Annotated in this window: 18 protein-coding genes and 1 pseudogene; 9 read left to right on the plus strand and 10 right to left on the minus strand. The window is 60.9% G+C overall.

Going from position 1 to position 26,269, the window contains the following annotated elements; genetic code table 11:
* Positions 1-449: 449 nt before the first annotated feature.
* Complete coding sequence (locus TX24_RS01645; RefSeq protein WP_047712416.1) at positions 450-665, plus strand: DUF6124 family protein; 216 nt, start codon at positions 450-452, stop codon at positions 663-665.
* A 131-nt stretch (positions 666-796) separates the two neighbouring features.
* On the opposite strand, the gene trxC is transcribed toward TX24_RS01645, so the two are convergent.
* Complete coding sequence (gene trxC / locus TX24_RS01650; RefSeq protein ID WP_057709594.1) at positions 797-1,231, minus strand: thioredoxin TrxC; 435 nt, start codon at positions 1,229-1,231, stop codon at positions 797-799.
* Between the two features lie 216 nt (positions 1,232-1,447).
* Between trxC and TX24_RS01655 the strand changes: the two genes are divergently transcribed.
* Positions 1,448-1,744 carry a type II toxin-antitoxin system HigB family toxin gene (locus TX24_RS01655; RefSeq protein ID WP_003187960.1) on the plus strand — a complete coding sequence of 99 codons (297 nt, stop codon included), beginning with the start codon at positions 1,448-1,450 and terminating at the stop codon, positions 1,742-1,744.
* On the plus strand, positions 1,741-2,142 hold the full coding sequence (locus TX24_RS01660; RefSeq protein ID WP_003187963.1) for a helix-turn-helix domain-containing protein: 402 nt from the start codon (positions 1,741-1,743) through the stop codon (positions 2,140-2,142). Before TX24_RS01655 ends, TX24_RS01660 begins: the two co-directional genes overlap by 4 nt.
* Before the next feature lie 4 nt (positions 2,143-2,146).
* Here TX24_RS01660 and selO read toward each other — a convergent pair whose 3' ends face one another.
* The 5 genes and pseudogenes from selO to TX24_RS32865 all read right to left on the minus strand — a co-directional run.
* A complete protein-coding gene (selO, locus tag TX24_RS01665) occupies positions 2,147-3,610 on the minus strand; it encodes a protein adenylyltransferase SelO (RefSeq protein WP_057709595.1) in 1,464 nt (487 codons plus the stop codon).
* 48 nt (positions 3,611-3,658) lie between these two features.
* Complete coding sequence (gene mscK / locus TX24_RS01670) at positions 3,659-7,042, minus strand: mechanosensitive channel MscK (protein WP_003187966.1); 3,384 nt, start codon at positions 7,040-7,042, stop codon at positions 3,659-3,661.
* A 49-nt stretch (positions 7,043-7,091) separates the two neighbouring features.
* A complete protein-coding gene (locus TX24_RS01675; protein WP_003187967.1) occupies positions 7,092-8,834 on the minus strand; it encodes a potassium/proton antiporter in 1,743 nt (580 codons plus the stop codon).
* A gap of 240 nt (positions 8,835-9,074) precedes the next feature.
* Entirely contained in the window at positions 9,075-9,947 is an 873-nt protein-coding gene (locus TX24_RS32860) for a methyl-accepting chemotaxis protein (RefSeq protein WP_370694794.1), read from the minus strand.
* Positions 9,930-10,700: pseudogene (locus TX24_RS32865) on the minus strand (MCP four helix bundle domain-containing protein); the annotation flags it as partial. The gene TX24_RS32860 and the pseudogene TX24_RS32865, both read right to left, overlap by 18 nt.
* Before the next feature lie 277 nt (positions 10,701-10,977).
* On the opposite strand from TX24_RS32865, the gene TX24_RS01685 reads away from it, so the two are divergent.
* Together TX24_RS01685 and TX24_RS01690 are read left to right on the plus strand one after the other, a co-directional pair.
* Positions 10,978-11,208, plus strand: a complete 231-nt coding sequence (locus TX24_RS01685) for a hypothetical protein (RefSeq protein WP_003187970.1) — start codon at positions 10,978-10,980, stop codon at positions 11,206-11,208.
* The gene (locus TX24_RS01690) at positions 11,205-11,498 is read left to right on the plus strand and encodes a cell division protein ZapA (protein ID WP_003187971.1); all 294 of its coding nucleotides are present in this window, start codon (positions 11,205-11,207) and stop codon (positions 11,496-11,498) included. Before TX24_RS01685 ends, TX24_RS01690 begins: the two co-directional genes overlap by 4 nt.
* A 3-nt stretch (positions 11,499-11,501) precedes the next feature.
* On the opposite strand, the gene TX24_RS01695 is transcribed toward TX24_RS01690, so the two are convergent.
* The gene (locus tag TX24_RS01695) at positions 11,502-13,304 is read right to left on the minus strand and encodes an acyl-CoA dehydrogenase (RefSeq protein WP_057709596.1); all 1,803 of its coding nucleotides are present in this window, start codon (positions 13,302-13,304) and stop codon (positions 11,502-11,504) included.
* Between the two features lie 283 nt (positions 13,305-13,587).
* Positions 13,588-17,541 carry a trifunctional transcriptional regulator/proline dehydrogenase/L-glutamate gamma-semialdehyde dehydrogenase gene (gene putA, locus TX24_RS01700; RefSeq protein ID WP_057709597.1) on the minus strand — a complete coding sequence of 1,318 codons (3,954 nt, stop codon included), beginning with the start codon at positions 17,539-17,541 and terminating at the stop codon, positions 13,588-13,590.
* Between the two features lie 461 nt (positions 17,542-18,002).
* Between putA and putP the strand changes: the two genes are divergently transcribed.
* Positions 18,003-19,487, plus strand: a complete 1,485-nt coding sequence (gene putP / locus TX24_RS01705) for a sodium/proline symporter PutP (protein WP_003187974.1) — start codon at positions 18,003-18,005, stop codon at positions 19,485-19,487.
* A 441-nt stretch (positions 19,488-19,928) separates the two neighbouring features.
* Here the strand turns inward: putP and TX24_RS01715 are convergent, their stop codons facing one another.
* Complete coding sequence (locus TX24_RS01715) at positions 19,929-20,876, minus strand: hypothetical protein (RefSeq protein ID WP_003187975.1); 948 nt, start codon at positions 20,874-20,876, stop codon at positions 19,929-19,931.
* A 342-nt stretch (positions 20,877-21,218) separates the two neighbouring features.
* On the opposite strand from TX24_RS01715, the gene TX24_RS01720 reads away from it, so the two are divergent.
* The 3 genes from TX24_RS01720 to TX24_RS01730 all read left to right on the plus strand — a co-directional run bounded on the left by TX24_RS01720 (position 21,219) and on the right by TX24_RS01730 (position 24,899).
* Positions 21,219-23,240 carry a type VI secretion system Vgr family protein gene (locus TX24_RS01720; protein ID WP_057709598.1) on the plus strand — a complete coding sequence of 674 codons (2,022 nt, stop codon included), beginning with the start codon at positions 21,219-21,221 and terminating at the stop codon, positions 23,238-23,240.
* Entirely contained in the window at positions 23,240-23,965 is a 726-nt protein-coding gene (locus TX24_RS01725) for a DUF4123 domain-containing protein (protein ID WP_034134733.1), read from the plus strand. The genes TX24_RS01720 and TX24_RS01725 overlap by 1 nt, the downstream gene beginning before the upstream one ends.
* A gap of 97 nt (positions 23,966-24,062) precedes the next feature.
* Positions 24,063-24,899, plus strand: coding sequence for a 23S rRNA (adenine(2030)-N(6))-methyltransferase RlmJ (locus TX24_RS01730; protein WP_057709599.1), 837 nt, complete (start codon positions 24,063-24,065; stop codon positions 24,897-24,899).
* Between the two features lie 680 nt (positions 24,900-25,579).
* On the opposite strand, the gene msrA is transcribed toward TX24_RS01730, so the two are convergent.
* The gene (gene msrA, locus TX24_RS01735; protein ID WP_034134734.1) at positions 25,580-26,227 is read right to left on the minus strand and encodes a peptide-methionine (S)-S-oxide reductase MsrA; all 648 of its coding nucleotides are present in this window, start codon (positions 26,225-26,227) and stop codon (positions 25,580-25,582) included.
* Between the last annotated feature and the right edge of the window lie 42 nt (positions 26,228-26,269).

Here is a 26,269-nt window from a genome sequence, read left to right on the forward strand (position 1 = left end):
GGGAGCCGGGCTTGCCCGCGATGAGGGCGGCACATTGAGTCAATGTGTCGCCTGGAACACCGTTATCGCAGGCAAGCCAGCTCCCACAGTTTGGATTGCATTTCGGCAGGTGAGTTGGATTTGTCCCACAGGGTCTGTAGGAAGGGTCTGGCAATTGGGCTTGTGCCTTGTAACCTTGCCTACAGCTACGCCAGAATCCGCCGGCTTGTGCGTCTGGATGGGCGTCTCTAAGGTTTGCCGGTCGCTGAATGTTCAGTGATCGGGTTTAGTAGCCCGTGGTGAGACGTACGGCAAATCGTCGATCAGGATCTTCCTGGATTCGATGGTGGCTGTACGGAGGGCGCTTTCGAGCGCGCCGGTTGCGTCTCCCCGGTCTACTAACCTGCGTACAGCTGCCACCCTCCGTTTAGTAGCGGGCTGGTTGCGGCTCCCCAACCCGGAGACGATCCATGGCTAACCTCTATACCGTTTCACCCAACCTCCCCACCGAAACCCTCGTGCTCAACAGCTACGAAACCTTCTCTTCGGTGCGCACCTTGCTACTCAACCTGTCCAACGACCTCACCGGCGAACACCGCGACGTAGCGCTGGCAATCCACCAGTTAAGCGAATTGGGCGTCATGCTGGTCAGCCAGATGATGGACCGCGAAGCCCCGCTGACCTGAAGCTGAAATGCATTCAATGTGGGAGCTGGCTTGCCTGCGATGGCATCACCTCGGTGTACCAGGCAGACCGAGTCGCCTGCATCGCAGGCAAGCCAGCTCCCACATTGACCGAGTTGTTTGAGGGGGGCTGTTTACACCCCCTGGCTACGCAACCAGCTCATCAACTGCGGCAACGGGAATGCCCCACTCTGGCGCGCCACTTCGCGGCCGTTCTTGAACAGAATCAAACTGGGAATCGAGCGAATCCCCAACTGCGCCGACAGGTGCTGGTTAGCTTCACTGTCCAGCTTCGCCAGCCGGCACTTGCCTTCCAACTGCCCGGCGGCCTGTTCGAATACCGGCGCAAACGACTTGCACGGCCCGCACCAGTCGGCCCACACATCGACCAAAAGCGGCAGGTCGCCCTTGATCTGGCTGGCATAGTCACCCTGTTTCAAATCAAAGGGTTTGCTCAGCAACACCGGCTGCTTGCAACGCCCACACTTGGGCGCGTCACCCAGGCGTTCGCCGGGGATGCGGTTGAGGCCGTTGCAATGTGGGCAGGGGATTACAAGAGGTGCGGACATCGGAGACTCCTGGGTTTGGCCAGTTGGGTATTTGGTGTCGAGACAGAGGTTTATCAAGGATATAGATACTTATCCGCTCACATTTTCGTTCTCGCCAGCGTGAGCGGTGTGGCTAGGCTTTTTGTTGTGCGCCACCGGTCTGTTTGCGGCTATAGCAAATTGCGATAGCTCGAATTCAGGTTTAACCTCCATAGCAAGATGCGATAAGGACGTTGCATGCGAGTCATCAGTGAAAGCAGGATCTGGGAAGCAAAAGGAAAATGGCCGCGCTCTGCAACGGCTCTGGATCAGTGGTATCGCGTGATCAAGCGCAACGCCCCCAAGGACTTTGCCGCAATGAAAGCCATGTTTCCCGCCACCGACAAGGTAGGTGAATTTCATGTATTTGATATTGGCGGTAACAAGCTGAGGTTGATTGCGTCGGTGCAGTATCGAATGCAGCGCGTTTACATCAAACACCTGCTTGACCACCGTGATTATGAGAAAAACAAATGGAAGGAAAAAATCAGATGAGCGCACTTATGCGAGTGGCGGCAGAGCACTGGCAGTTCGTTTCGCCTGTGCTGCGCAAGCCGGAAAACGACGCAGACTACGACGCACTGGTGTGCGGCTTGGACGAGCTATTGAGTCTGGTGGGTGAAGACGAGGACAGCCCACTGATGAGCCTGGTCGACATTCTGAGCGACTGGATCGAAGCTTATGATCGTGAGCATCGCCCAATGCCAGTCGCCAGCGGGGTCGATGTGCTGCGCTACATGATGCGTGAGCACAACCTCACCCAGAGCGACCTCCCGGGCGTTGGGGCGCAATCAGTCGTCTCAGAGATATTGAGCGGAAAGCGCCAGCTCAACGTGCGCCAGATTCGTTGGCTGGCCGAGCGTTTCGGGGTGTCGGTGGAGACCTTTATCTAAGGGGTCACGACGAACAACTAATCTCCAAATGCTTGCCCCAATCCGGCGGCCGCTGCGCGTACTGCTCCATCCCCGCTTGCTCCTCAAACGGCCTAGTCAGCACTTCATGTAGCCTTCGCACTTCGCTGTAGTCGCCTGATTCGGCGGCGGCGATGGCGTTTTGGGCCAGGTAGTTGCGCAGGATGTACAGCGGGTTGACCGCGTGCATGCGCTCACGGCGCTGTTCCTGGGTGTAATCCCCGTCCCGCGCAACGCGGGCCTTGTATTGTTCGGCCCAGGCGTCGAACCCGGCCAGGTCGACAAAGTCATCACGCAGTCGCGTCACGGCCAGCGCCGCGGATTCATCGCCCAGGCGTCGGAAGAACAATGTGTAGTCCACGCCGCTGTTCTGCATCAGCTTGAGCAAGCGCTCCACCAACCGCTGGTCGTCGTCTTCAGCGATGGTCAGGCCCAGGCGGCGGCGCATCAGGTCCAGGTAGTGTGCCTGGTACAGCGGCAGGTACAGGCCGAGGGCTTCTTTCAGTGCGTCAACGCTGATGAACGGCGTGAGCGCCTGGGCCAAGGCGCTGAGGTTCCACTGCCCGATCGGCACCTGGTTGCTGAAGGAATAGCGCCCTTCATGGTCGGAATGGTTGCAGATGAAGTGCGCGTCAAAATCATCCAGAAACGCGAAGGGCCCGAAGTCGAAGGTAATGCCCAGGATCGACATGTTGTCGGTGTTCATCACGCCGTGGCAAAAACCATAAGCCTGCCATTTGGCGATCATTTCGGCGTTGCGCTCGACGATTTCACGGAACATCGCCAGGTAAGGTTCGGGCTGCTCGCGGCACTCGGGGTAATGCAGGTTCAGCACGTGTTCGGCCAGTTCGGCCTGCTGCTCGGGTTTCTTGGTGTAGTAGAAGTATTCGAAGTGCCCGAAGCGGATGTGGCTGTGGGCCAGGCGCAAAACCATTGCGCCGCGTTCCTGTTTCTCGCGCCATACCGGCGTGCTGGAGCCGATCACGCACAGGGCGCGGCTGGTGGGGATGCCCAGCGCATGCAGGGCTTCGGAGGCGAGGAATTCACGAATCGAAGAGCGCAACACCGCCCGCCCGTCGCCCATGCGCGAGTAAGGCGTCATCCCGGCGCCCTTGAGGTGTAAATCCCAATGCTCGCCGGCCTCGTTATAGACCTCGCCCAGCAGCAACCCGCGGCCATCGCCCAGTTGCGGCGTGTAGCCGCCGAACTGATGCCCGGAATACACCATCGCACGCGGCTCTGCCTCGGCCCACAGCTTGTGGCCGCCGAACAGCTCGGCAAACACCGGCGTTTGGGCCACGGCCGGGTCGAGGTCAAGCAGGGCCATGGCCGCCTTGCTCGCGACGACCAGGCGCGGCTCGTCGAGGGGCTCGGGCAATACGTGGGTCGAGAATGCGTCGCCCAGGCGTGCGAAGCGGTTGTCGAAGGTCAGTTCGTCGAGGGCTTTCACCGGCCATCTCCAGCAGAATGTCCGAGCATTCTGCTGGGGATAGGGCATTTAGTCGAGTTTGCTGGGTGGCGGCTCCGGCGCATCCGCCACTTTGCCTGCCGGAGGCTCCGGGGCGTCGGGCTTGTCGAGCGGCTCGGCAATGGTCTTGCGCTCGTCTTCGGCCGGCACCAATTTGTATTCCTGGCCGTGAAGGTTCTTCAGGTAGATCTCCATCTGCCGGAACGAGATGTTGATGTGCTGTTTCTTGAACTCACGATTGATGTAGCGGTTGACCTCGTCCAGCACCGGGTTACGGTCGCCCAGATCGCGAACATGCATGCGCAGTTCGTGGTCGAGGGTGCTTTCGCCGAAGTTGAGGAAGTACACGTGGGGTTCCGGCTCTTTGAGTACCCGTGGGTTTTCTCGCGCCGCCTTGAGTAGCAATTCCTTCACCAGGTCCAGGTCGGAGCCGTAGTCCACGCCCAGTTTCAGGGTGACGCGGGTGATGGTGTCGGTCAGCGACCAGTTGATCAGTTGCCCGGTGATGAAGGTTTTGTTGGGGACGATGATGTCCTTGTTATCGAAGTCGGTGATGGTGGTGGCGCGAATGCGGATCTTGCTCACCGTACCCGACAGGTTGCCGATGGTGATGGTGTCGCCAATGCGCACCGGGCGTTCGAACAAAATCATGATGCCGGAGATGAAGTTGGCGAAGATCTCCTGCATGCCGAAACCCAGGCCCACCGACAGCGCGGCAACCAGCCATTGCAGCTTGTCCCAGCTCACGCCGAGGGTGGAGAGCGTGGTGACAAAGCCCACGCCGGCAATGATGTAGGACAGCAAGGTAGTGGTGGCGTAGGCGCTGCCTTGGGCCAGGTCGAGCTTGGACAGCACCAGGACTTCGAGCAGGCCGGGCAAGTTGCGCGCCAGGGCGAAGGTGATGCCGATGATGATCGACGCGCCCAGCAGGTCGCCGATGCTGATGGGCACCATGCTGATATTCGTACCCGTGCCGCTGGTGTATTCGTACAGGGTGACGTTGTCCAGGTAGGAAAATACCGAGATCAGGTCCGACCACACCCAGTACAGCGCCGCGATAAAGCCGCCGAGCAGGGCCAGGCGGATCAGGCGCATGGACTGTTCGTTGACCTGCTCGATGTCCAGGGTCGGCTCTTCGATCACCGCTTCGCCGTCACCGGCCTCCTTGGCAGCCTGGCGTTTGGCCAGGGCGCGGGCGTAGGCCAGGCGCCGTGCGGCAACACCCAGGCCGCGTACAAAGGTGGCTTCGATCACCAGCCAGAACATCAGTAGGTACAGGGTGTTGATCAGCCGGTCGCTGAGTTTCAGTGCGGTGTAGTAATAGCCAAAGCACACGGCAATAAACAGCGCGATGGGCAAGGCGGTGAACACCACCCCGATAGCTTTGCGAAACAGCGAGGCCTTTTCGTGGGTTGGGCTGTTGAGCAGCAGGCGGCCCAGCAGCCAGGCCATCAGCCCGTAGCAGGTCAGTACCACGGCGATACCCAGCACGTCGTCGGCCAGCGCCGCCGGTTGGTGTTCGGCAATCGCGACCACGGCCACCAACGCCAGTACCACTAGGCCAAGTTTGCGTATCCAGCCTTGCAGGAATTCGACCTGGGGCCTTTCCCAGCGAAAGTGCAACTCCGCCACGCCGCCCGGGGCGAGGATGCGGTAGGCGGTGTAGAACACCAGCCAGGCCTGGGCGATCTGCAGCAAGGCCGCGCCCAGGTTGGCGTTTTGCCCGCGGGCGTCGATCTGCAACGCATAGCCGCACAGCGCCAGGCCCAGGGCCACGGGCATCGCCAGCAGGATGTTGATCAGGATGGCCTGCGGCGTATGCCACTGGCTGTCGCGCTTGAAGTGGCCGATGTCCTGGTGAACCTTTTTCAGGCGCACATACAGCGCATTGCGTCGCCACAGCAGCGCGCCGATCAGCAACAGCAACGGCAGGAACAGCAGCGGGCGTTGGGTCAGGCCGTCATACAGCTCGCTGACGCTGGACGCCCAGGGCAGGGTAGTGACCTGTTTGCTCAAGTGCGCCGGTACGGTTTCCAGCCATTCGGTGTCCAGCGGCTTGTTGCTGGGGATCCAGAACATTTGCTCGTCGAGCGTGGCGCGCAGGGTGCTGGCGGTGCTGAGCAGTTGTTTCTGGTTCAGTTGCAGGGTGATGGATTCGTTGAGCAGTGCGCTCAGTTCGCGGCTCAGGCGTTCCAGCAGGTCGCTGCGGGTGATCGCCACTTCCAGCAGGGTGCGGCGCAGTTGCGGGGTGACTTCATCTGGCGGCTGGTTGGCCAGCAGGTTGTCCACATAGGCGCTGGGAGAGGTGATCAGCTCACGCTGTTGGTTGACCTCGAACTGGTACAGGCGAATGTTGGCGATGTCGTCGGCCAGGTCTTTGTCCACGGTCAGACGCGGCAGGGCCTGCTTTTGTTTATAGAGAATCTTGGACAGCAGCAGGCTGCCCTTGAGCACGTTGATTTGCTCGTCCAGGGCCGAATCGCTTTGGGTCACGGTGTCCAGTTGCTGCTTGGTCTGCAGGTTTTTCTGGGTCAGGTCGTTGAGGCGGTCGGTGCTTTTGAGCAGGTAGTCGGACAGCTTGAGATTGTCTGCGCTTTCCTTGGCCAGGATGCTACTGCCGCCGGCTTTCTGCGCTTCGATGGACTGTTGGGTCACCGTCTGCTGGGACTGGGCCAGGCGTTTCTGGTTGATCAGGGTTTGCAGGTCCTGGATTTCTTGCTCCAGGCGTGCGGTTTTTTCCTGGATCAGGTCGTGCTGGCTGTTGCCCAGGTCTTGCAGCTGGCTGTTGCCGGCCAATTCCTGGCGGCGCAGGGGAATCAAGGCATTCAGGGCCGCCAGTTCGGCGTTGAGCTGGTTGCGCTGGTCGCTGCTGAGGGGCTTGCCGTTGTCTTTGCCGAGCTTGAGCGTCGCGTTGATTTGCTGGATGCGCGTCTGGCTGCTGCTGATTTCGGTCTGGGCGCGCTCGGGGCGGGTCTGGGCGGCGATGGTCAGGCTGTTGGCGTCGGCCAGCTCTTTTTGCAGGTCGCCTTGCTGGGTGCTGCGTTGCACCAATAACTGCTCAAGCTGCGGCACCGGCAGGCTGGCGTAGCGTTGGGCCACTGGGATAATTTTGGTGGCCTTGAGGCGCGCCAGCTCACGCTGGTTCTCATTGGTCTGGCGCGGGGCCTCCTCCAGCTGGCGCTTGAGGTCGGCCAGGCGCTGCTCGTAATCTTGCTGATTGCCCAGGTAGGTCAGGGTCTGTTGCAGGGTCGCCTGCAGCGCCTTCATGTCGGCGTCAGGCAGCTTGCGGTCGGGCAGTTTATCCAGGCTTTGCTGGACGGCTTCGGCGCTGGGCGGGTCGGCGGCGTATACGCTGCCAACACAAAGGGTCAGGCCCAGCAGGGCAGTGGCGAGAAAAGTACGCAGGGTTGGCATAGAGACCGGTCTTGCAAAGTGAAGAATCGGGGCGTCGTTGTCCCGCAGTTTAGAGGAAGAGTCCGGGGCCCGGGCGACTTCCTTCGGGGAATCTGACGCCGACTTTGCCAATCTTGTTCCCGTCCATGACGGCGACGGTCCAGATGGTGTTGTTCCATTCCACCTGGTCGCCGACTACCGGTGCACCGCCAACCTTTTGGGTAATGAAGCGGCTCAATGGCATGTCCGGGTCGATACCCTCAAGCTTGAGCCCGTACAAGGCGGAAACCGCGCCCAGCTGGGCGTCGCCTTCGAGTACGAAGTCGCCGAAGAAGCGCAAATCGAGGCCCCGTTGCGGTGCCTGGCTGAACAGTTTGCCCAGAGCCGGCAGGTTGTGTTCGTGGCCGATCACACAGAGCAGATCACCGACTTCCAGCACCGTACTACCCGACGGATGGAGCAGTTGCTGGCCACGAAACAGCGCGGCGATGCGGGTGCCTTCGGGCATTTTCAGCTCGCGCAGGGCCGCGCCGATGCACCATTTTTCCGCGCCCAGGCGGTAGACGAAGAGCTCCCACTCGCTGGTGACGTGCACTTCGAGGGCCGCCCGGGAGATCGGCGCCGGGTCTGGCGGTACGGTGACTTTGAGCAGCTTGGCCACCCACGGCAGGCTGGTGCCCTGCACCAACAACGAGACCAGCACGATAAAGAACGCCAGGTTGAAGTACAGCTGCGCATGGGGCAGGCCGGCCATCAGCGGGAACACCGCGAGGATGATCGGTACCGCGCCGCGCAGGCCGACCCAGGCGATGAAGGCCTTTTCGCGCCCGTGGAACGCCTTGAATGGCAGCAGGCCAACCATCACCGACAGTGGCCGGGCAAACAGGATCATCCACAGCGCCAGGCCCAGGGCGGGCACGGCGATGGGCAGCAGGTCATGGGGCGTGACCAGCAGGCCCAGCACCAAGAACATACCGATCTGCGCCAGCCAGGCCATGCCGTCGAGCATATGCAAAATGCCATGGCGGCTGCGCACCGGGCGGTTGCCGATCACCAGCCCGCACAGGTACACGGCGAGGAAGCCGCTGCCGTGCAGGGCGTTGGTCAGGGCGAATACGAACAGGCCACCGGCGATCACCAGGATCGGGTACAGGCCGTTGGCCAGGTTGATGCGGTTGACCAGTTGCAGCATCAGCCAGCCACCGCCCAGGCCTACCAGGCCGCCGATGCCGAATTCGCGGATCAGGTGGGTGAGCAGGCTCCAGTGCAGGCCGGTCTGGCCGCTGGCGAGCATGTCGATCAGGGTGACGGTGAGGAACACCGCCATCGGGTCGTTGCTGCCGGATTCGATTTCCAGGCTGGCGCTGACCCGCTCGTTGAGGCCCTTGCCGCCCAGCAGCGAGAACACCGCCGCGGCGTCCGTGGAGCCGACGATGGCGCCGATCAGCAAGCCTTGAATGATATTGAGGTTAAACAGCCAGGCCGCGGCCATGCCCGTGAGGCCGGTGGTAATCAACACACCCACCGTGGCCAGGGACAACGCCGGCCACAGCGCCACGCGGAAACTCGCCACCCGGGTGCGCAAACCGCCGTCGAGCAGGATCACGGCGAGGGCGAGGTTGCCCACCAGATAGGCGGTGGGGTAGTTATCGAAAATGATGCCACCGCCATCGACCCCGGCGGTCATGCCCACGGCCAGGATAATCACCAGGATGGGGATGCCCAGGCGTGAAGAAAGCGAACTCACCAGAATGCTCGCAGTCACCAGCAACGCGCCGATCAAGAACAGGCTGTTGATGGTCGTCGCATTCAAAGGCAGTACTCCAGGGCAGGGGGGGCAGGACGCAAACTGACCATGCAGTCTGCGTGCCAGGGATTCTAACCTGTTGAATTGCTGCGCTGTCAAAAAGCTTTTGTGGCTGCACATCGCTCAAATGTGGGAGCTGGCTTGCCTGCGATTGCGGTGTGCCAGGCGCCATGGGCGTTAGCTGACAGATTGCTATCGCAGGCAAGCCAGCTCCCACAAGGTATGCGGTGTGAGCAAAGGCTTATTTCAGAGGCGGAACCTTCCGACCATCCCATTCAAATCCACCGCTAACCGCGACAACTCACCGCTCGCCGCGCTGGTCTGGCTGGCACCGGTGGCCGATTGCACCGACAAGTCACGGATATTCACCAGGTTGCGGTCCACTTCCCGCGCCACCTGGGCCTGTTCTTCCGCCGCGCTGGCGATCACCAGGTTGCGCTCGTTGATCTCCACAATCGCCGTGTTGATGGTGTCCAGCGACAGGCCCGCGCCGCGGGCGATATTCAGTGTCGATTCGGCGCGCTCGGTGCTGTTGCGCATCGAGTCCACCGCGTGTTCGGTGCCTGTCTGGATGCTGCCGATCATGCGCTCGATTTCGCTGGTGGACTGCTGGGTGCGATGGGCCAACGCGCGCACTTCATCGGCCACCACGGCGAAACCACGTCCGGCTTCCCCGGCTCGGGCTGCTTCGATCGCCGCGTTCAGGGCCAGCAGGTTGGTCTGGTCGGCCAGGCCACGGATCACGTCCAGCACTTTGCCGATATCCCGCGACTCATTGGCCAGGTCGCCAATCAGGGACGCGGTGGCCTGCACGTCGGTACTCATGCGTTCGATGGCGCTGACGGTTTCCTGCACCAGGTCACGGCCGTCACCGGCAGAGGTGGTGGCGTTGCGCGAGGCTTCGGAGGTGCTCACTGCGTTGCGTGCGACTTCTTCCACCGCACTGGTCATCTCGTTGACGGCAGTGGCGGCCTGTTCGATTTCATTGTTTTGCTGGGTCAGGCCACGGGCGCTTTCGTCGGTGACCGCATTGAGCTCTTCAGCGGCAGACGCCAACTGGGTGGCGGAGCCGGCGATACGTTGCAGGGTGTCGCGCAGTTTGTGCTGCATCTTGGCCATGGCCGCCAGCAGGCGCCCGGCCTCATCGTTGCCGTCCACGGTGATCGGGCGCGTCAGGTTGCCTTCGGCCACTTCTTCCGCGGCTTCGAGCGCCTGGGCGATAGGCAGGGTGATACTGCGCGTCAGCAACCAGGCGAACAGCAAGGTCAGCGCCGTGGCAACCACCAGCAGGCCCACGACTAGGTCAAAGGCCATGTCGTATTGGTCTTTGGCGCGCTGGTTGGTGGCGTTGGCGTCGTTGTTATTGATGTCCAGCAAGCGGGTCAACACGGCGTTGACCTGCTCGGAGTTGTCCAGCAACTCGGTGTTGAGCAGGCTGCGCAGCTCGTTGACCTGATTGGCGCGAGACAGGCTCTTCATGCGCTCTTCAATCTGACGGTACTGGCCCAACAGGCGCACGTACTCGTTGTAGGCGTTGCGCTCTTCGGTGCTGGAGATCAGTTTTTCATAGATGCCCTGGGCTGTACGAATCTGCTGATTGCGCAGTTCAAAGGCTTCCAGGGTCTTTTGCTGTACGTCCGGCTCGCGGTTGGTCAGCAAGCGGTACGACAGCACGCGCAGGCGCAGGGTCAGTTGGGTGAATTCATCCAGGGCGCGAATGCTGGGCACGCTGGCCGAGGTGATGTCTTCGGTGGCCGCACGAATTTTGCTCATCTGGTTCAGCGCGAACACACCGAGCAACAACATCAAGGCGCCAATAAACGCGAAGCCGAGGAAGGCCCTCGGGGCGATATTCATATTACGAAGAGACATGCTGGAGTCCTGGGGGAGGCGCTATCCATGCGGCCATGAGACGAGGTGTGCCCGCCTTATCGGCCCTGCGACTAAAGTCTTAAGGGGGCGCGCGCTTTTGTCGCATCGGACCAGGGGTTGGGTGAGTTCAGGAACCAGATCGGGTAAATGCAGTCACTAAGGCTCGAAAGTGCGGCCCGGCCTTGCAACATCGGGCTGCGCGGCCAGGGATAACCCTGGCATCCGAGGTGAATTTTCTTTATCGTCACCGCCCTTTTTAAACGCCCGAGAAATCAAAATGTTAGAAGCATCCCTCAGCCAATTGGAACAACTGGTCAGCGACCTCGTACAGCAGAATCAAGAACTGCTGGGCAGCAACGAATCCCTCAAGGCCGAGCTGGCCCGCGCCAAAGACGAAAACGACAGCCTGCAACTGAACCTGATGGAACAGGAAGAAAAGCACGGCGCCACCGCCGCCCGCATCCAGGCGCTGGTTGAGCGTGTGAGTGCAGGGCCTGTCAGCGCATGAGTGAGGGCATAAAGGTCGTTTCGATTCTCGGAGAGGATTACTCGATCAAGGCACCGGCCGGCGAAGATCAGACCCTGATGCATGCCGTGACTATGCTCAAGGCCTCCCTGGCCGTTACCAAGAAAAAGTACCCGACCCTGATCGGTGACAAGCTATTGGTATTGGCCGCGCTGAACCTGTGCGCCGAGCAGATTGAAATGCAACAGGCTCACCAGCAGGAACTCGACCGTTACCAAGAGCAAGTCAGCGCCACGGTCGATGTGATCTCCAAGGTGATCGGTCAGCCCTGAGGGCTAGAACCACTCGTCTTGCATGCCCAGGCACGTATCGTCGCGTGCTTCCAGAATCGCCAGTTCATGATGGCAGCTCGGTACTTCCCAGGTCAGGAAGTACCGGGCGGCCTGGAGCTTGCCCTTATAAAAGGCCGCGTCAGCCGCTTCCCCCTTGGCCAGCCCTTCTTCGGCGCGGATCGCCTGTTCCAGCCAGCGCCAGCCAATCACCGTGTGCCCGAACACTTTCAAGTACAGCGCCGAGTTCGCCAGGCTGCTGTTGACCTTGCCTTGGGCGAGATCGGTCAGCAGGCCAATCGTGACGCTTTGCAGCCGGTTTACCAGTTGCTCCAGAGGCTCTCGCAGTGCCGTGAGTGAAGGGTGCTTTTGCGCCCGGGCTCCGGTTTCGGCGATCAGGCGAATCAACTGCTTTAAACCGGCGCCGCCGTTCTGCGCCAATTTGCGCCCGAGCAGGTCCAGGGACTGGATGCCGTGGGTGCCCTCATGGATGGGGTTCAGGCGGTTGTCGCGGTAGTACTGTTCCACCGGGTATTCGCGGGTGTAGCCGTGGCCGCCAAGAATCTGGATCGCCAGCTCGTTGGCCTTGAGGCAGAACTCCGACGGCCAGGATTTGACGATGGGGGTGAGCAGGTCGAGCAGTTCGTGGGCGTGCTTGCGCTCGGTGTCGGTGGCCAGGGTGGTGGTGTCGTCGAACAGCCGGGCTGCGTAGAGGCCCAGGTCAAAGGCGCCTTCTACATAGGCTTTCTGGGTCAGCAACATGCGCTTGATGTCGGCGTGCTGGATGATCGCCACCGGTGCGGTGCTCGGGTCTTTGCTATCAGGCAGGCGCCCCTGGGGCCGTTCGCGGGCGTAGTCCAGAGAGTAAAGGTAGCCGGCGTAACCGAGCATCACCGCGCCCATACCCACGCCGATGCGTGCCTCGTTCATCATCTGGAACATGCAGCTCAAGCCCTGGTGCGGTTTGCCCACCAGGTAGCCGACACAGTTGCCGTTATCGCCGAAGTTTAGTGCTGTGGACGTGGTGCCGCGCCAGCCCATCTTGTGGAACAGCCCCGCCAGTAGCACATCGTTGCGAGCGCCCAGGCTGCCGTCATCGTTGACCAGGAACTTGGGCACGATAAACAGCGAAATGCCCTTCACGCCTGCGGGAGCGTCCGGCAACTTGGCCAGCACCATGTGCACGATGTTTTCCGACAGCGAATGGTCGCCACCGGAGATAAAGATTTTGTTGCCCTTGAGCCGATAACTGCCGCCAGCCGCAGGTTCCGCACGGGTCCGAATGTCCGACAGGGAAGAACCGGCATGGGGCTCGGTCAGGGCCATGGTGCCGAAGAAGCGCCCGTCGATCATCGGCTGCAGGAAGCGCTGTTTCTGCTCCTCGGTGCCGAAGCTCTCAATGAGGTTGGCGGCACCCATGGTCAGGAACGGGTAGGACGTCGACGCGGCGTTGGCCGCTTGGAAATGCGCGAAACAGGCCTGGGACAACAGCGTCGGCAGTTGCATGCCACCTGCTTCAAAGCTGCGTGCTGCGTTGAGGAAGCCGGCTTCAAGGAAGGCGTCCACGGCGGGTTTGACCTCCGGGATCAGGATCGCCTGGCCGTTCTCATAGCGCGGTTCGTTTTCGTCGTTCTTGCGGTTGTGAGGGGCGAAGTACTTTTCTGCGATGTTGCGCGCCGTGCTGATCGCGGCATCGAAGGTTTCGCGGTTGTGTTCGGCAAACCGCTCGCGCTGGGTCAGGCCCTCGGCATCGAGGACTTCATACAGCTCGAAAGCCAGATTGCGGGAACTGAGCAGCGTCTCGGACATGGCGGCGTACCTTTGAAGGAATTGGCCTGAGTCTAAGTGCGCGAATGGAGGATGGGTAGCAAGATTGATCTAAGTGATAGAAGGGCAGAACGCTGGCGCAACGTGGAGCGCTATCAGTGTGGGAGCTGGCTTGCCTGCGATGAGGCCGTACCAGTTCGAGATCGTTCCCATGCTCTGCGTGGGAACGCCTCTTTTGACGCTCCGCGTCACGCTTCTGGACGCAGAGCGTCCTTAAGCTGCATTCCCACGCGGAGCGTGGGAATGATCAGCCGCGTTGTGTCAGTTAGCCGATGGTCATCAGGCTGGCGTTACCACCCGCTGCAGCGGTGTTAACGCTCAACGCACGCTCGATCACCAGACGCTCCAGCGCAATCGCCGTTTCGCCTTGCGACATACCATGTACCCCAACAATCGCCCCACCGCGCTGCGCCACTTGCTGGCACACCGCACGCAGTTGGTCGGAATCACCGTGATGCAGCACGGCGTCAAACACGACGTCGTCCTTGGTCCAGTCGGCCACGCGCTTGATCTTCGCCTGAATCTCTTTCGGCAGGCGTGGGAACAAGGCCTTGGTCAGCTCGGTTTCCGGCCATACCGCCGAACCACCGACGGCCAATACCGCAGCCAGTTGGGTCAGCAGGTCGCCTTCCACTTCGGCCAGGCACAGTACGTGCTCGCGCGGCAGGATGGCGTAGCTGTTGCGCTCGCCGGTCGGGCCGGCCAGTTGGCGGGTGATACCGCTTTGCGACTGGGCGGCGAACTGCGTGCACAGGGCGCTCAGTTCACTGAACTTATTGCTGTCGGCCCAGGTTTTCAGGGCGGTCAGCGATTGGCTCATGGCATCACGCAGGCGCACGTCCGGCGCGGCCAACTTGTCGCCTCGTACGAAGGATTGCTCGATTGCATCGGTAGGACGAGTCGACAGCAAACGGTACAGGTACAGCGGGCCTCCGGCTTTCGGGCCAGTACCCGACAGGCCTTCGCCGCCGAACGGTTGCACGCCGACCACGGCACCCACAATGTTGCGGTTGACGTAGACGTTACCGGCGTTGACGTTGTCGATCACCTTGGCGATGGTTTCGTCGATGCGGGTGTGCACGCCCAGGGTCAGGCCATAGCCGGAAGCGTTGATCTGGCCGATGAGCTGGTCGATCTCTTTACGCTTGTAGCGCACCACGTGCAGTACCGGGCCGAAGATCTCGCGTTGCAGTTCGTCGAAGCTTTCCAGCTCGATCAGGGTCGGCATCACGAAGGTGCCGCGCTTGATCTCTTCACCGTCGGCAATCGCCACTTGGTAAACGTTGCGGCCTTTGTCGCGCATGGCCTGGATGTGTTTCTCGATACCGGCCTTGGCTTCGGCGTCGATCACCGGGCCGATGTCGACCGACAGGCGTTCCGGGTTACCCAGGCGGCATTCAGCCATGGCGCCCTTGAGCATTTCGACTACACGGTCTGCCGAATCTTCCTGCAGGCACAGTACGCGCAGGGCCGAGCAACGTTGACCGGCGCTGTCGAAGGCCGACGACACGACGTCGATCACCACTTGTTCGGTCAGCGCCGAGGAGTCCACGATCATCGCGTTCTGGCCACCGGTTTCGGCGATCAGTGGAATCGGGCGACCCTGGGCATCCAGGCGACCGGCGACATTGCGTTGCAGCAGGCGCGCCACTTCGGTGGAGCCGGTGAACATCACACCTTTGACGCGATCATCACCCACCAGGCGGGCACCGACGCTTTCGCCCTGGCCTGGCAGCAATTGCAGCACACCTTCCGGAATGCCAGCTTCAAGCAGGATGCGTACGGCTTGGGCAGCCACCAGCGGCGTCTGCTCGGCAGGCTTGGCCAGCACCGGGTTACCGGCAGCCAGTGCAGCAGCCACCTGGCCGCTGAAGATGGCGAGTGGGAAGTTCCATGGGCTGATGCACACCACCGGGCCCAATGGGCGGTGGGCGTCATTGGTAAAGTCGTTGCGCGCCTGCACCGCGTAGTAACGCAGGAAGTCCACGGCTTCACGCACTTCGGCGATGGCGTTGGCGAAGGTCTTGCCGGCTTCACGGGCCAGTAAGCCCATCAGCGGCTGGATCTCGCCTTCCATCAGATCGGCGGCGCGTTCCAGAATGGCGGCGCGTTCGGCGGGCGGGGTGGCCTGCCAGATCGGCGCGGCGCTGATGGCGCACTGGATGGCGTTGTCGACGTCTTCGACGGTGGCTTCCTGTACCTGGCCGACCACGTCACGCAGGTCGGAAGGGTTCAGCACCGGTTGTGCCGCTTCATTGCTGGCGGCGCAACCGAGCATCGGCGCGGCCTTCCAGTTGTTGTGAGCGGTGGCCAGCAGGGCGCAGGACAGCGAGGCCAGGCGATGTTCGTTGGCCAGGTCGATACCGGCCGAGTTGGCGCGGTCGCTGCCGTATAGGTCACGCGGCAACGGAATGCGCGGGTGCGGCAGGCCGAAACCGCCTTCCTGGGTTGCCATTTGCTCGATGCTGGCTACCGGGTCGGCTACCAATTCCTGGATCGAGATGGCCTGGTCAGCGATACGGTTGACGAACGAGGTGTTGGCGCCGTTTTCCAGCAGGCGGCGTACCAGATAAGCCAACAGTGTTTCGTGGGTACCGACCGGCGCGTACACACGGCACGGACGGTTCAGCTTGCCTTCGGAAACCTTGCCTACAACCTGTTCGTACAGCGGTTCACCCATGCCGTGCAGGCACTGGAACTCGTACTGGCCGGGGTAATAGTTCTGACCGGCGATGTGGTAGATAGCCGACAGGGTGTGGGCGTTGTGTGTGGCGAACTGCGGGTAGATGACTTCCGGCACCGACAGCAGTTTGCGTGCGCAGGCAATGTAGGAAACGTCGGTGTACACCTTGCGGGTGTAGACCGGGTAGCCTTCCAGGCCTTCGACCTGGGCGCGCTTGATTTCGCTGTCCCAGTACGCGCCCTTTACCAGGCGGATCATCAGGCGATGGCGGCTGCGGCGGGCCAGGTCGATGACGTAGTCGATCACATACGGGCAACGCTTCTGGTACGCCTGGATCACAAAGCCGATGCCGTTCCAGCCGGTCAGTTGCGGCTCGAAGCACAGGCGCTCGAGCAGGTCCAGGGACAGCTCCAGGCGGTCGGCTTCTTCGGCGTCGATGTTCAGGCCGATGTCGTACTGCTTGGCCAGCAAGGTCAGCGACAGCAGGCGCGGGTACAGCTCGTCCATCACACGCTCGTACTGCGCACGGCTGTAGCGTGGGTGCAGGGCGGAGAGTTTGATGGAGATGCCCGGGCCTTCATAGATCCCACGGCCATGGGAGGCTTTGCCGATGGAATGAATGGCTTGTTCGTACGAGGCCAGGTACTTCTGGGCGTCGTGTTCGGTGAGCGCGGCTTCACCGAGCATGTCGTAGGAATAGCGGAAGCCCTTGGCTTCGAATTTGCTCGCATTGGCCAGGGCTTCGGCGATGGTTTCGCCGGTGACGAACTGCTCGCCCATCAGGCGCATGGCCATGTCGACGCCCTTGCGGATCATCGGCTCGCCGCTCTTGCCGATGATGCGGCTTAAGGACGAGGTCAGGCCTGCTTCGTTGTGGGTCGATACCAGCTTGCCAGTCAGCAGCAGGCCCCAGGTAGCGGCGTTGACGAACAGCGATGGGCTGTTGCCCAGGTGTGGCTGCCAGTTGCCGGTGCTGATCTTGTCGCGGATCAGCGCATCGCGGGTGCCTTTGTCCGGGATACGCAGCAGCGCTTCGGCCAGGCACATCAGCGCCACGCCTTCCTGGGACGACAGGGAGAATTCTTGCAGCAGGCCCTGAACAATACCGGCACGGCCGCCGGCACTCTTCTGATTGCGCAGTTTTTCGGCAATGCTCGCGGCCAGCTTGTTGGTGGCTTCGGCCATCGGTGCCGGCAGGCGCGCCTGTTCGATCAGCATCGGCACCACTTCCGGCTCGGGGCGGCGGTAAGCGGCGGTGATTGCGGCACGCAATACCGATTGCGGCAGGATGCTCTCGGCGAACTCAAGGAAGCACTGGTGGGCGTGGTCGGCCTGGACCTCGCCGGCATCATCGGCCTCCTTGCTGCTCAAGCCATTGAGCTCGGACAGGGTTGCACCACCCTCGAGTTTCTCCAGGTAATTGAAAATCGCCTGCTTGATCAGCCAGTGCGGCGTGCGATCAATGGAGGTCGCGGCGGCCTTCAGGCGTTCGCGGGTCGGGTCGTCGAGTTTGACCCCAAGGGTGGTCGTTGCCATTTTTTTATCCTCATGGGTGCCACTACCGAGTGGCATCTGCTGGCGGCAAGATTAGCTTTGCCCATCTCGAGGTGCAACCGGGTGCAACCCTTTTGTTGGTTAAATGTTCGACGCTTGATCGGAAAAAAATAAACACACGACGGAATCCGCTCCGCGCTGGTGCATTTGCTTCTGAGATCGGCTGTTCTTGCTCCGAAAGGGAGCAAAAAAAGCGCGTTTGTCCTAAAACATACTTGGGTGCAACTTAATCGGCAGAAACTGGTTGCACCTTATTTGCTTTGTTGAATAGCATTCGCGCACCAAGGTGCAACCAACCCTCAGGGTGGGTTCATCGGCTGGCGGCTTTCCTGGGGAAACGCCAGTCATAAATGCGCGGCATGCAGGTTCGTCTATCCGGTTATCCACGGGTGGCCGTCCCCATGACCGTCGCTACATAAAAACAAAGCCAGGGCGTCACTCCTATGAGCGTTAGTAATCCAACCCTGATCACGTTCGTGATCTACATCGCAGCAATGGTGCTGATCGGTCTGATGGCCTATCGCTCCACCAACAACCTTTCCGATTACATCCTGGGCGGCCGCAGCCTCGGTAGCGTGGTGACAGCTCTGTCTGCCGGTGCTTCCGACATGAGCGGCTGGCTGTTGATGGGCTTGCCTGGCGCGATCTACATGTCCGGTCTGTCGGAAAGCTGGATTGCCATCGGCCTGATCGTCGGTGCTTACCTCAACTGGTTGTTCGTGGCCGGCCGCCTGCGCGTGCAGACCGAACACAACGGCGACGCCCTGACCCTGCCGGATTACTTCTCCAGCCGCTTCGAAGATAAAAGCGGCCTGCTGCGGATCATCTCCGCCGTGGTGATCCTGGTGTTCTTCACCATCTACTGTGCTTCCGGCATCGTTGCCGGCGCCCGCCTGTTCGAAAGCACCTTCGGCATGTCCTACGAGACCGCGCTGTGGGCCGGTGCTGCGGCGACCATTGCCTACACCTTCATCGGTGGTTTCCTGGCAGTCAGCTGGACCGACACCGTACAAGCCACGCTGATGATCTTCGCGCTGATCCTCACGCCGATCATCGTGCTGCTGGCCACCGGCGGGGTAGACACCACCTTCCTGGCCATTGAAGCCAAGGACCCGACCAGCTTCGACATGCTGAAAAACACCACCTTCATCGGCATCATCTCGCTGATGGGCTGGGGTCTGGGCTACTTCGGCCAGCCGCACATCCTCGCGCGTTTCATGGCGGCGGACTCGGTGAAGTCGATCGCCAAGGCGCGTCGTATTTCCATGGCCTGGATGATCCTGTGCCTGGCCGGCACCGTGGCGGTGGGCTTCTTCGGTATCGCTTACTTCTCGGCGCACCCGGAAGTGGCAGGCCCGGTAACTGAAAACCCAGAACGCGTGTTTATCGAGCTGGCCAAAATCCTGTTCAACCCATGGGTTGCCGGTGTGTTGCTGTCGGCCATTCTGGCTGCTGTGATGAGTACCCTGAGCTGCCAATTGCTGGTGTGCTCCAGCGCCCTGACCGAAGACTTCTACAAGGCGTTCCTGCGCAAGGGCGCGTCCCAGCGTGAACTGGTATGGGTCGGTCGCCTGATGGTGCTGGTCGTGGCCTTGATCGCCATCGCCATGGCCGCCAACCCGGAAAACCGCGTACTGGGCCTGGTCAGCTACGCCTGGGCCGGTTTCGGTGCAGCCTTCGGCCCTGTGGTACTGATCTCGGTAATCTGGAAACACATGACCCGCAACGGCGCACTGGCCGGCATCCTGGTCGGCGCGATCACCGTAATCGTGTGGAAGCACTTCGAATTGCTGGGCCTGTACGAAATCATCCCAGGCTTCATCTTCGCCAGCCTGGCGATCTACTTCGTGAGCAAGATGGGCGCACCGACGGTGGGTATGGTCGAGCGTTTTGATGCTGCGGAAAAAGATTACAACCTGAACAAGTAATTCGTTGGGCGCTCAGCGCTTAGAGGATGAACAAAAGGCCCGCGTACTATGATCGCGGGCCTTTTTTACTTTACTGGATCAATAAAGGAGATGGCGACCATCCCTGACAAGCCGAGCGTGCAGAGAAGGAACGTTAGATGGAGCAGAAGCTTTGTTTGACGTGGAAAGGCCCGCGCCTGCTCCAGGTCAGCGACGCCTCGCCAAGCATTAAATCGGGGTAGCGCAATGACGCAATATACTGCGCAAAGCCTCGCTATCCTTTCCCTTGGTGAATTTCTCAAATAACTGCTGTGGACGGCGACCAGTCGACATTTGTCCAGGAGTGCTTCCATGGTCTCGAGTTTTCGGTAGCACAAAAAGAACATAAGTATGTTTGAGATGATTGCTGCAGATATTGAGCTAATGGCGACCAATATGATTGGAGGCCAATTCATGAACGCCTCAATACTCATACAAAAACTCACCTACCTTTTCGCCAGCCGTGCCGCCAAAATGCCCTCCTGCTGCGCCGCCGAGGCCCCCGGCAACTAACATACAGGCTAGAGCCCCTGGGCCAGTACTAGGAGCTAATAAAAAAATACACAGTGCTGTCCCGCCAAAACCACCCGCTAAGCCTCCACTAACTCCTGCGCTCAGTTTTCCCAGCTCTACATATCTGGCTTTCCTGCACTGCTCCTCTCTCCCGGTAGAACACGCCTCTTTTATCTCCAGTGCCGTCACCGTCGTACTCAATGCTATCCCCAACGGCGTCCCGTTTTTAAGAAGCTTCGCCGTCTTCGAAATCCGTGCGATGGTCTCTTGATACCGGCTTATGTCCCCCGTATGCAAATAGCTTCTGGTCGAGACACCTAGCATTTTCTTGATCGAGCCTTCATTGCGCAGCCCCGTGCCATAACGCGCAAAACCACGCAGTTGAGCGTCCAGCCTTGCAAACAGTGTTCGGCGTCGTGCGAGAAACTCCTCTCTGGCGGCACCACCGCCCCGGCGTAGTGACTGTTTGTGCAGGGCATCAATTTCTTCCAGGGTTTTTGCAATGTCTTGCAAATGCTTGCTCCAGGCATCACCTGCCGTGCCTATACCCAGCGAGGCATACCCCAGCAGCGTTTGCAGCAAATCATAGTTATGCAGTGCAAAGGCATCCCCGCCTTCGGCCATCACGCTATGGCGAATATCCCAGGCGGCTCGCATTAAGCGTGACTCTTCCAGGGTACAGGCTGCGGTGGTGTCGTCGCCGATAATGACGAGTTGCCCCGGTAGCACCACCACATTGCGAATGTGCGTGTTGAGCGCGTCGAACTTGGCTTCGGCGTGTTTGCCTAAGCGTGATTTGGCCTTGAGTTCCACGGAGGTTTGTTGCTGGTCATTGATGAAGGCGTAAGGCTGGGTCATTACACATTCCCCAGCAGTGACTGGCTCCAAGCGTGGCGATTACCTGCCATGAACACATTCCTTTTGAATGAACATGGCTGCGCAATTTAAACAGGTGATGGGACGGTGTCGTGGTTATGGGGGGGGGTTCGGGGTGGCGTTTTCACGTTTGGGAAACAGGCTACTGGGCTGCCGTAATATTCTGTCAGACGTGTGTTTTTTTACCGTAATGGGGCTTCAGCACGCGGCTACCCCCATCAAATGAAGGCGGCGGTAGGACCTTACTGATTTACCCGGTATGAGCCCAGGCCGGCCGTAAGCTGGTGCAGAATCGACCGCCCACCCTTCGCAGAGAAACACCGGATGTTCGCTCCTGCCAACCAACCTGCATTTACTTTGGCCCTGGACGGGGCGCCCAGTGACTTCAAGGTGTTCGCGTTCAGCGGCACCGAGGCCATCAGCCAGCCCTATCGTTTTGAACTTGAGCTGGTCAGCGAGCAGCCGGATGTCGATCTGGAGGCCTTGCTGCATCGGCAGGTGTACTTGGGCTTCGACGATCAGGGGCATGGCGTTCATGGCCTGGTGTATCGGGTTGCCCAGGGCGACTCGGGGCGGCGCTTGACGCGTTATCAGCTCAGTCTTGCGCCGCATCTGGCGTACCTGGCGCACAGCAGCCATCAGCGTATTTTTCAGCATAAGACGGTGCCGCAGATTGTTGCTCAGGTGTTGGCCGGGCAGGGGATTCACAGTGATCGCTTTGAGTTCCGGTTGAGCGGTGATTACCCGGAGCGTGAATATTGCGTGCAGTTCGGCGAGAGCGACCTGGCGTTCATTCAGCGCCTGTGTGCCGAACTGGGGATTCACTATCACTTCCAGCATTCCCCCGAAGGGCATCTGCTGGTGTTTGGCGATGACCAGACGGTGTTTGCCCAGATGGATCAGCCCACGCCTTACCGGCCAGGTTCGGGAATGGTGGCCGATACCCCCGCGATCAAGCGCTTCACCTTGCAATTGGCGACCCGGACCACGGCGCTGAACCTGCGCGATTACGACTTTCGAAAACCCCATGTCGAGTTGGAGGGCACGGCTGCCGACGAGTCATTGCCCAAGCTTGAAGCGCAGCACTACCCTGGCAACTTTTCCGACCGAGCCCAGGGCAGATGCCTAGCCCAGCGTGGCCTGGAGCGGCACCGCAGCGACTATCGCAGCGCCCATGGCCAGGGCGATGAGCCGGCGTTGGCCAGTGGCCGGTTTTTGCAGTTGCGTGAGCACCCCCGCGAGGACTGGAATGACTTGTGGCTGGTGACGCAGGTGCGCCATGAAGGCAAGCAGCCCCAGGTGCTGGAGGAGGCGGTCACCGAGGAGGACGGAGGGGAACTGCGCCAGGGCTATCGCAACGCATTTGTCGCCGCGCCATGGGATGCGGTGTTTCGTCCGCCCTTGCCGGAGCAGCCGCGCCCGACGGTATCGGGGTATCAAAGCGCGGTGGTCACCGGCCCGGTTGACAGTGAGGTCCACTGTGACGAGTACGGCCGGGTCAAGGTGCAACTGGCCTGGGATCGTGTCGGTGAGCACAACGACCATTCCAGCTGCTGGCTGCGGGTGGCCAGTGGTTGGGCCCATGACCGTTATGGTGTGGTGCTGATCCCCAGGGTCGGCATGGAAGTGCTGGTGGGGTTCGTCAATGGCGATATGGACATGCCGCTGGTAGTGGGGTGCCTGCCCAACACCGCCACGCCAGTGCCCCTCGACCTGCCGGCGGACAAGACCCGTAGCATCTGGCGTAGCCAGAGCAGCCCTGGCGGTGGCGGCTACAACGAACTGCGTATTGAGGACCGCAAGGGCGCCGAGGAAATCTACCTGCGCGCCCAGCGGGACTGGACCCAGCATGTGCTGCATGACCAACAGGTACAGGTCGATAACCAGCGTCGCGTGCAGGTGGGCGGCGAGTCGCGCCATGAGTTGCAGGGCCAGGAGCAGCGCATCACCCACGGCAACCGTTTGACCGAGCTCAAGCAGGATGACCATCTGGTGGTCGGCGGTTCCCAGCACATGCGGGCCGGGCAGACCATTGCGCTGGGCGCCGGGCAAAGCATCCTCATTGATGCGGGTGCCAGCGTGACGATCCAGGCGGGCGGGCAGTCGATCACGTTGTCAGCGGGCGGGATATTCAGCAGTGTGCCGATCCAGCTCGGCAGCGCGCCGGCCCCGATGCCGGCGCCGTTGATGCCTGGATTGAACGAGACTTTATTGGCGGTGGTGCCCGCGCCGTTAAGCCGTGCGCAAGTGGTCAGCCTCAAACGCAGCGCGCCGTTCTGTGAAGAATGCGAGCGCTGCAAGAACGGCCAGTGTGACATCGGCGCCCCTGTACGGAGTGCGTCCTGATGCCCGCGCCCTTGACGCCCATTGCCTGGCTGGCGCACTACCCGTTGCAGCCAGATGAACAGCTGTACGCCGTGCTGGGCAATGCCAGCGACGCCAAGCCGCTTGCCGCCTGGCAAGCCACGGCCGCTGCAAAGATGCCGCGACCGATCTGGGCGGGCACGGCCTACGCTGACTGGGATGAGGTCATGCCCTGCGTGGGCATCGTTGAGCCGGGCAGTGCCTTTCTCGATTGGATAGCCACCACCCAAGCGACGGATTGGGGCTGGCTGGCGGTCTCATCCAGCCCGCTGGAGGTGGTGATCGAGCATTTGCAGGGCTTGACCCAGGTGTACCTGCCGGAAAACCAGCCGGTGTTTTTGCGTTTCTGGGACGGCGCGCACCTTTTGCCGATGTTGCAGTCATTAGGCGACGAGGCGGCGCGCGTGTTGCCGGTGTTTCAGCGCTACCTGGTCAACGGCCAGCCGCTGTCCGTGGCGACCGGGTCAGTCGCTGCGGCCCCAGCCAGCCCCTGGTGGCAAGTTCCGGCGTCCTTGCTGACGCACATGGCCCAGCAGTCACCGCAGGTGCTTGTCGACAACCTGCTGCAATGGCTCCAGGAGCAGCGTCCTGACCTCTACACCGCGTTTACCCCAGCCACCTTGCAGCACAAGGTCGCCTACTTCACACGCAGGCCGCAAATCAGCCATGGCGCATTGGCTGATTACCTTGCCTCGCAACTCAGTTAAGCCCCTGGTGATAGCGTGACATCCGTGCCGCCTGCCGTGCGGCCCTGCACCTTTGCGTCGGTAGAAGGTAAACTTCGCCCCCTGCGCAGGAGCAACCATGAATTATCGTCACGCCTTTCACGCCGGCAACCATGCCGATGTCTTCAAACACCTGACCTTGACCCGCCTCATCGCCCTGATGTCGCGCAAGGAGCAGCCGTTCGCCTACCTCGACACTCACGCCGGCATTGGCTTGTACGACCTGCGGGGCGACCAGGCCAACCGCACCGGTGAATACCTGGAAGGCATCGCCCGCCTGTGGGGCGCAAGCGACCTGCCGCCGCTCACCGCCGACTACATGCGCGTGCTGCACGAGATGAACCCGGATGGCCAGTTGCGCTACTACCCCGGCTCGCCGGAACTGGCGCGCCGCCTCACGCGGCCCCAGGACCGCGTGCTGCTCAATGAGAAGCACCCGGAAGATGGCGTGCTGCTCAAGGACAACATGAAGGGTGATCGCCGCGTCAAAGTGCACCTGGGCGAAGGCTGGCATGTGCCACGGGCCTTGCTGCCGGTGCCGGAAAAGCGCGCGCTGATGCTGATCGACCCGCCGTTTGAAAAACTCGACGAAATGCAGCGTTGCGCGGCGTCCCTCAAGGAGGCGGTAAGCCGTATGCGCCAGACGGTGGCGGCGATCTGGTACCCGGTGAAAGACCAGCGCATGTTGCGCCGTTTCTACCAGGACCTGGCCGGCACTGGCGCGCCGAAGCTGCTGCGTGTGGAGTTACTGGTGCATCCGCTGGACACGCCCAATACCCTCACCGGCTCGGGCCTGGCGATTGCCAACCCGCCGTGGGGCTTGGAGGAGGAACTGCGTGAGTTGTTGCCGTGGCTGTCCAAGCAACTGGGCCAGACCCAGGGTGGCTGGCAGATGGATTGGCTCATCGCCGAATAACCGCCTTTCCGGCCAAACACAAACCAATGTGGGGGGCTTGCCCCCCGATAGCGGAGTATCAGCCATTACATCCGTAACTGACACTCCGCTATCGGGGCATAGGTATCTACACAATTTCGGGTACGACGCTGGACCTGTGGCGAGGGAGCTTGCTCGAGTGGCGGCCTGACGGCCGACGCATCTCTACCTGACACCCCAAGATCTAAATGTGGGAGCTGGCTTGCCTGCGAAGACGGCCTGACGGTCGACACAGTTGGATCGTGTACATATCCATTCCTGCGGTAACGGCCACTTAGGGTTCCGCCCTGACGGCGGCTCACTTTGCAAAAGCCGGGATGCCGGCCCAGGCCAAAGTAAGCAAAACGCTCCTGCCCCACCACTCGGCACCTCGCTCAGGCTCGGTGTGCCCGTAATCCGCCAGTGATTTGGGGGGCCGCCGCCCCGCGCCATCCATGGCGCGGGGCGGCTAAACCGGCATCCCTGCCGGTTTACCCCCCCAAATCACTGTCGAATTACGGCCAGCGTGGTTTAACGGGGCGCTTGAGATCAAAAGCAGATCAAGATCAAGAGCGGCTCGCTTCGCATCGTGGTTACCGTCGGCTAAGACAACCTACAAAATTGTGTAGATACCTATGGCTATCGGGGGCAAGCCCCCTCCCACATTTGGTTTTATGTTGACCTTAGATCGGGCAGGTCACGCCCGTACCGCCGATCCCGCAGTAACCCTGTGGATTCTTCGCCAGGTACTGCTGGTGATACGCCTCGGCGAAGTACACCGTCGGGGCCTCTTCGATTTCCGTGGTGATCTCACCCAGGCCGGCCTTGCTGAGCTCTTGTTGATAAGCCTGGGCACTGGCCTTGGCCGCCGCCAGTTGCTCAGGTGTGGTGGCGTAGATCACCGAACGGTACTGGCTGCCGATGTCGTTGCCCTGGCGCATGCCCTGGGTCGGGTTGTGCAGTTCCCAGAACATCTTCAGCAAGTCTTCGTATTTCACCTTGGCCTGGTCATACACCACCAGCACCACCTCGCTGTGGCCGGTGAGGCCAGAGCAGACTTCTTCATAAGTGGGGTTGGGCGTAAAGCCGCCGGCGTAGCCGACCACGGTGCTGACCACGCCGTCGCGCTGCCAGAACTTGCGTTCCGCGCCCCAGAAACAGCCCAGGCCGAAGATCGCAAAGCCGACGTCATCCAGGAACGGGCCCAGCAGTGGGTTGCCGTTGACGAAGTGCGTTTCGGGCAACTTCATCGGGGTTTCACGACCAGGCAGAGCTTGTTCTTGAGTAGGCAGCACGTTTTTGTTCACCAGAATTTCCGAGCGCAAGACCATGATCAGTCCTCTCGTCAGGTTGAGTAACAGTAAATTGTCAGA

It is taken from the genome of Pseudomonas lactis, from assembly GCF_001439845.1.
Classification (GTDB): domain Bacteria; phylum Pseudomonadota; class Gammaproteobacteria; order Pseudomonadales; family Pseudomonadaceae; genus Aquipseudomonas; species Aquipseudomonas lactis.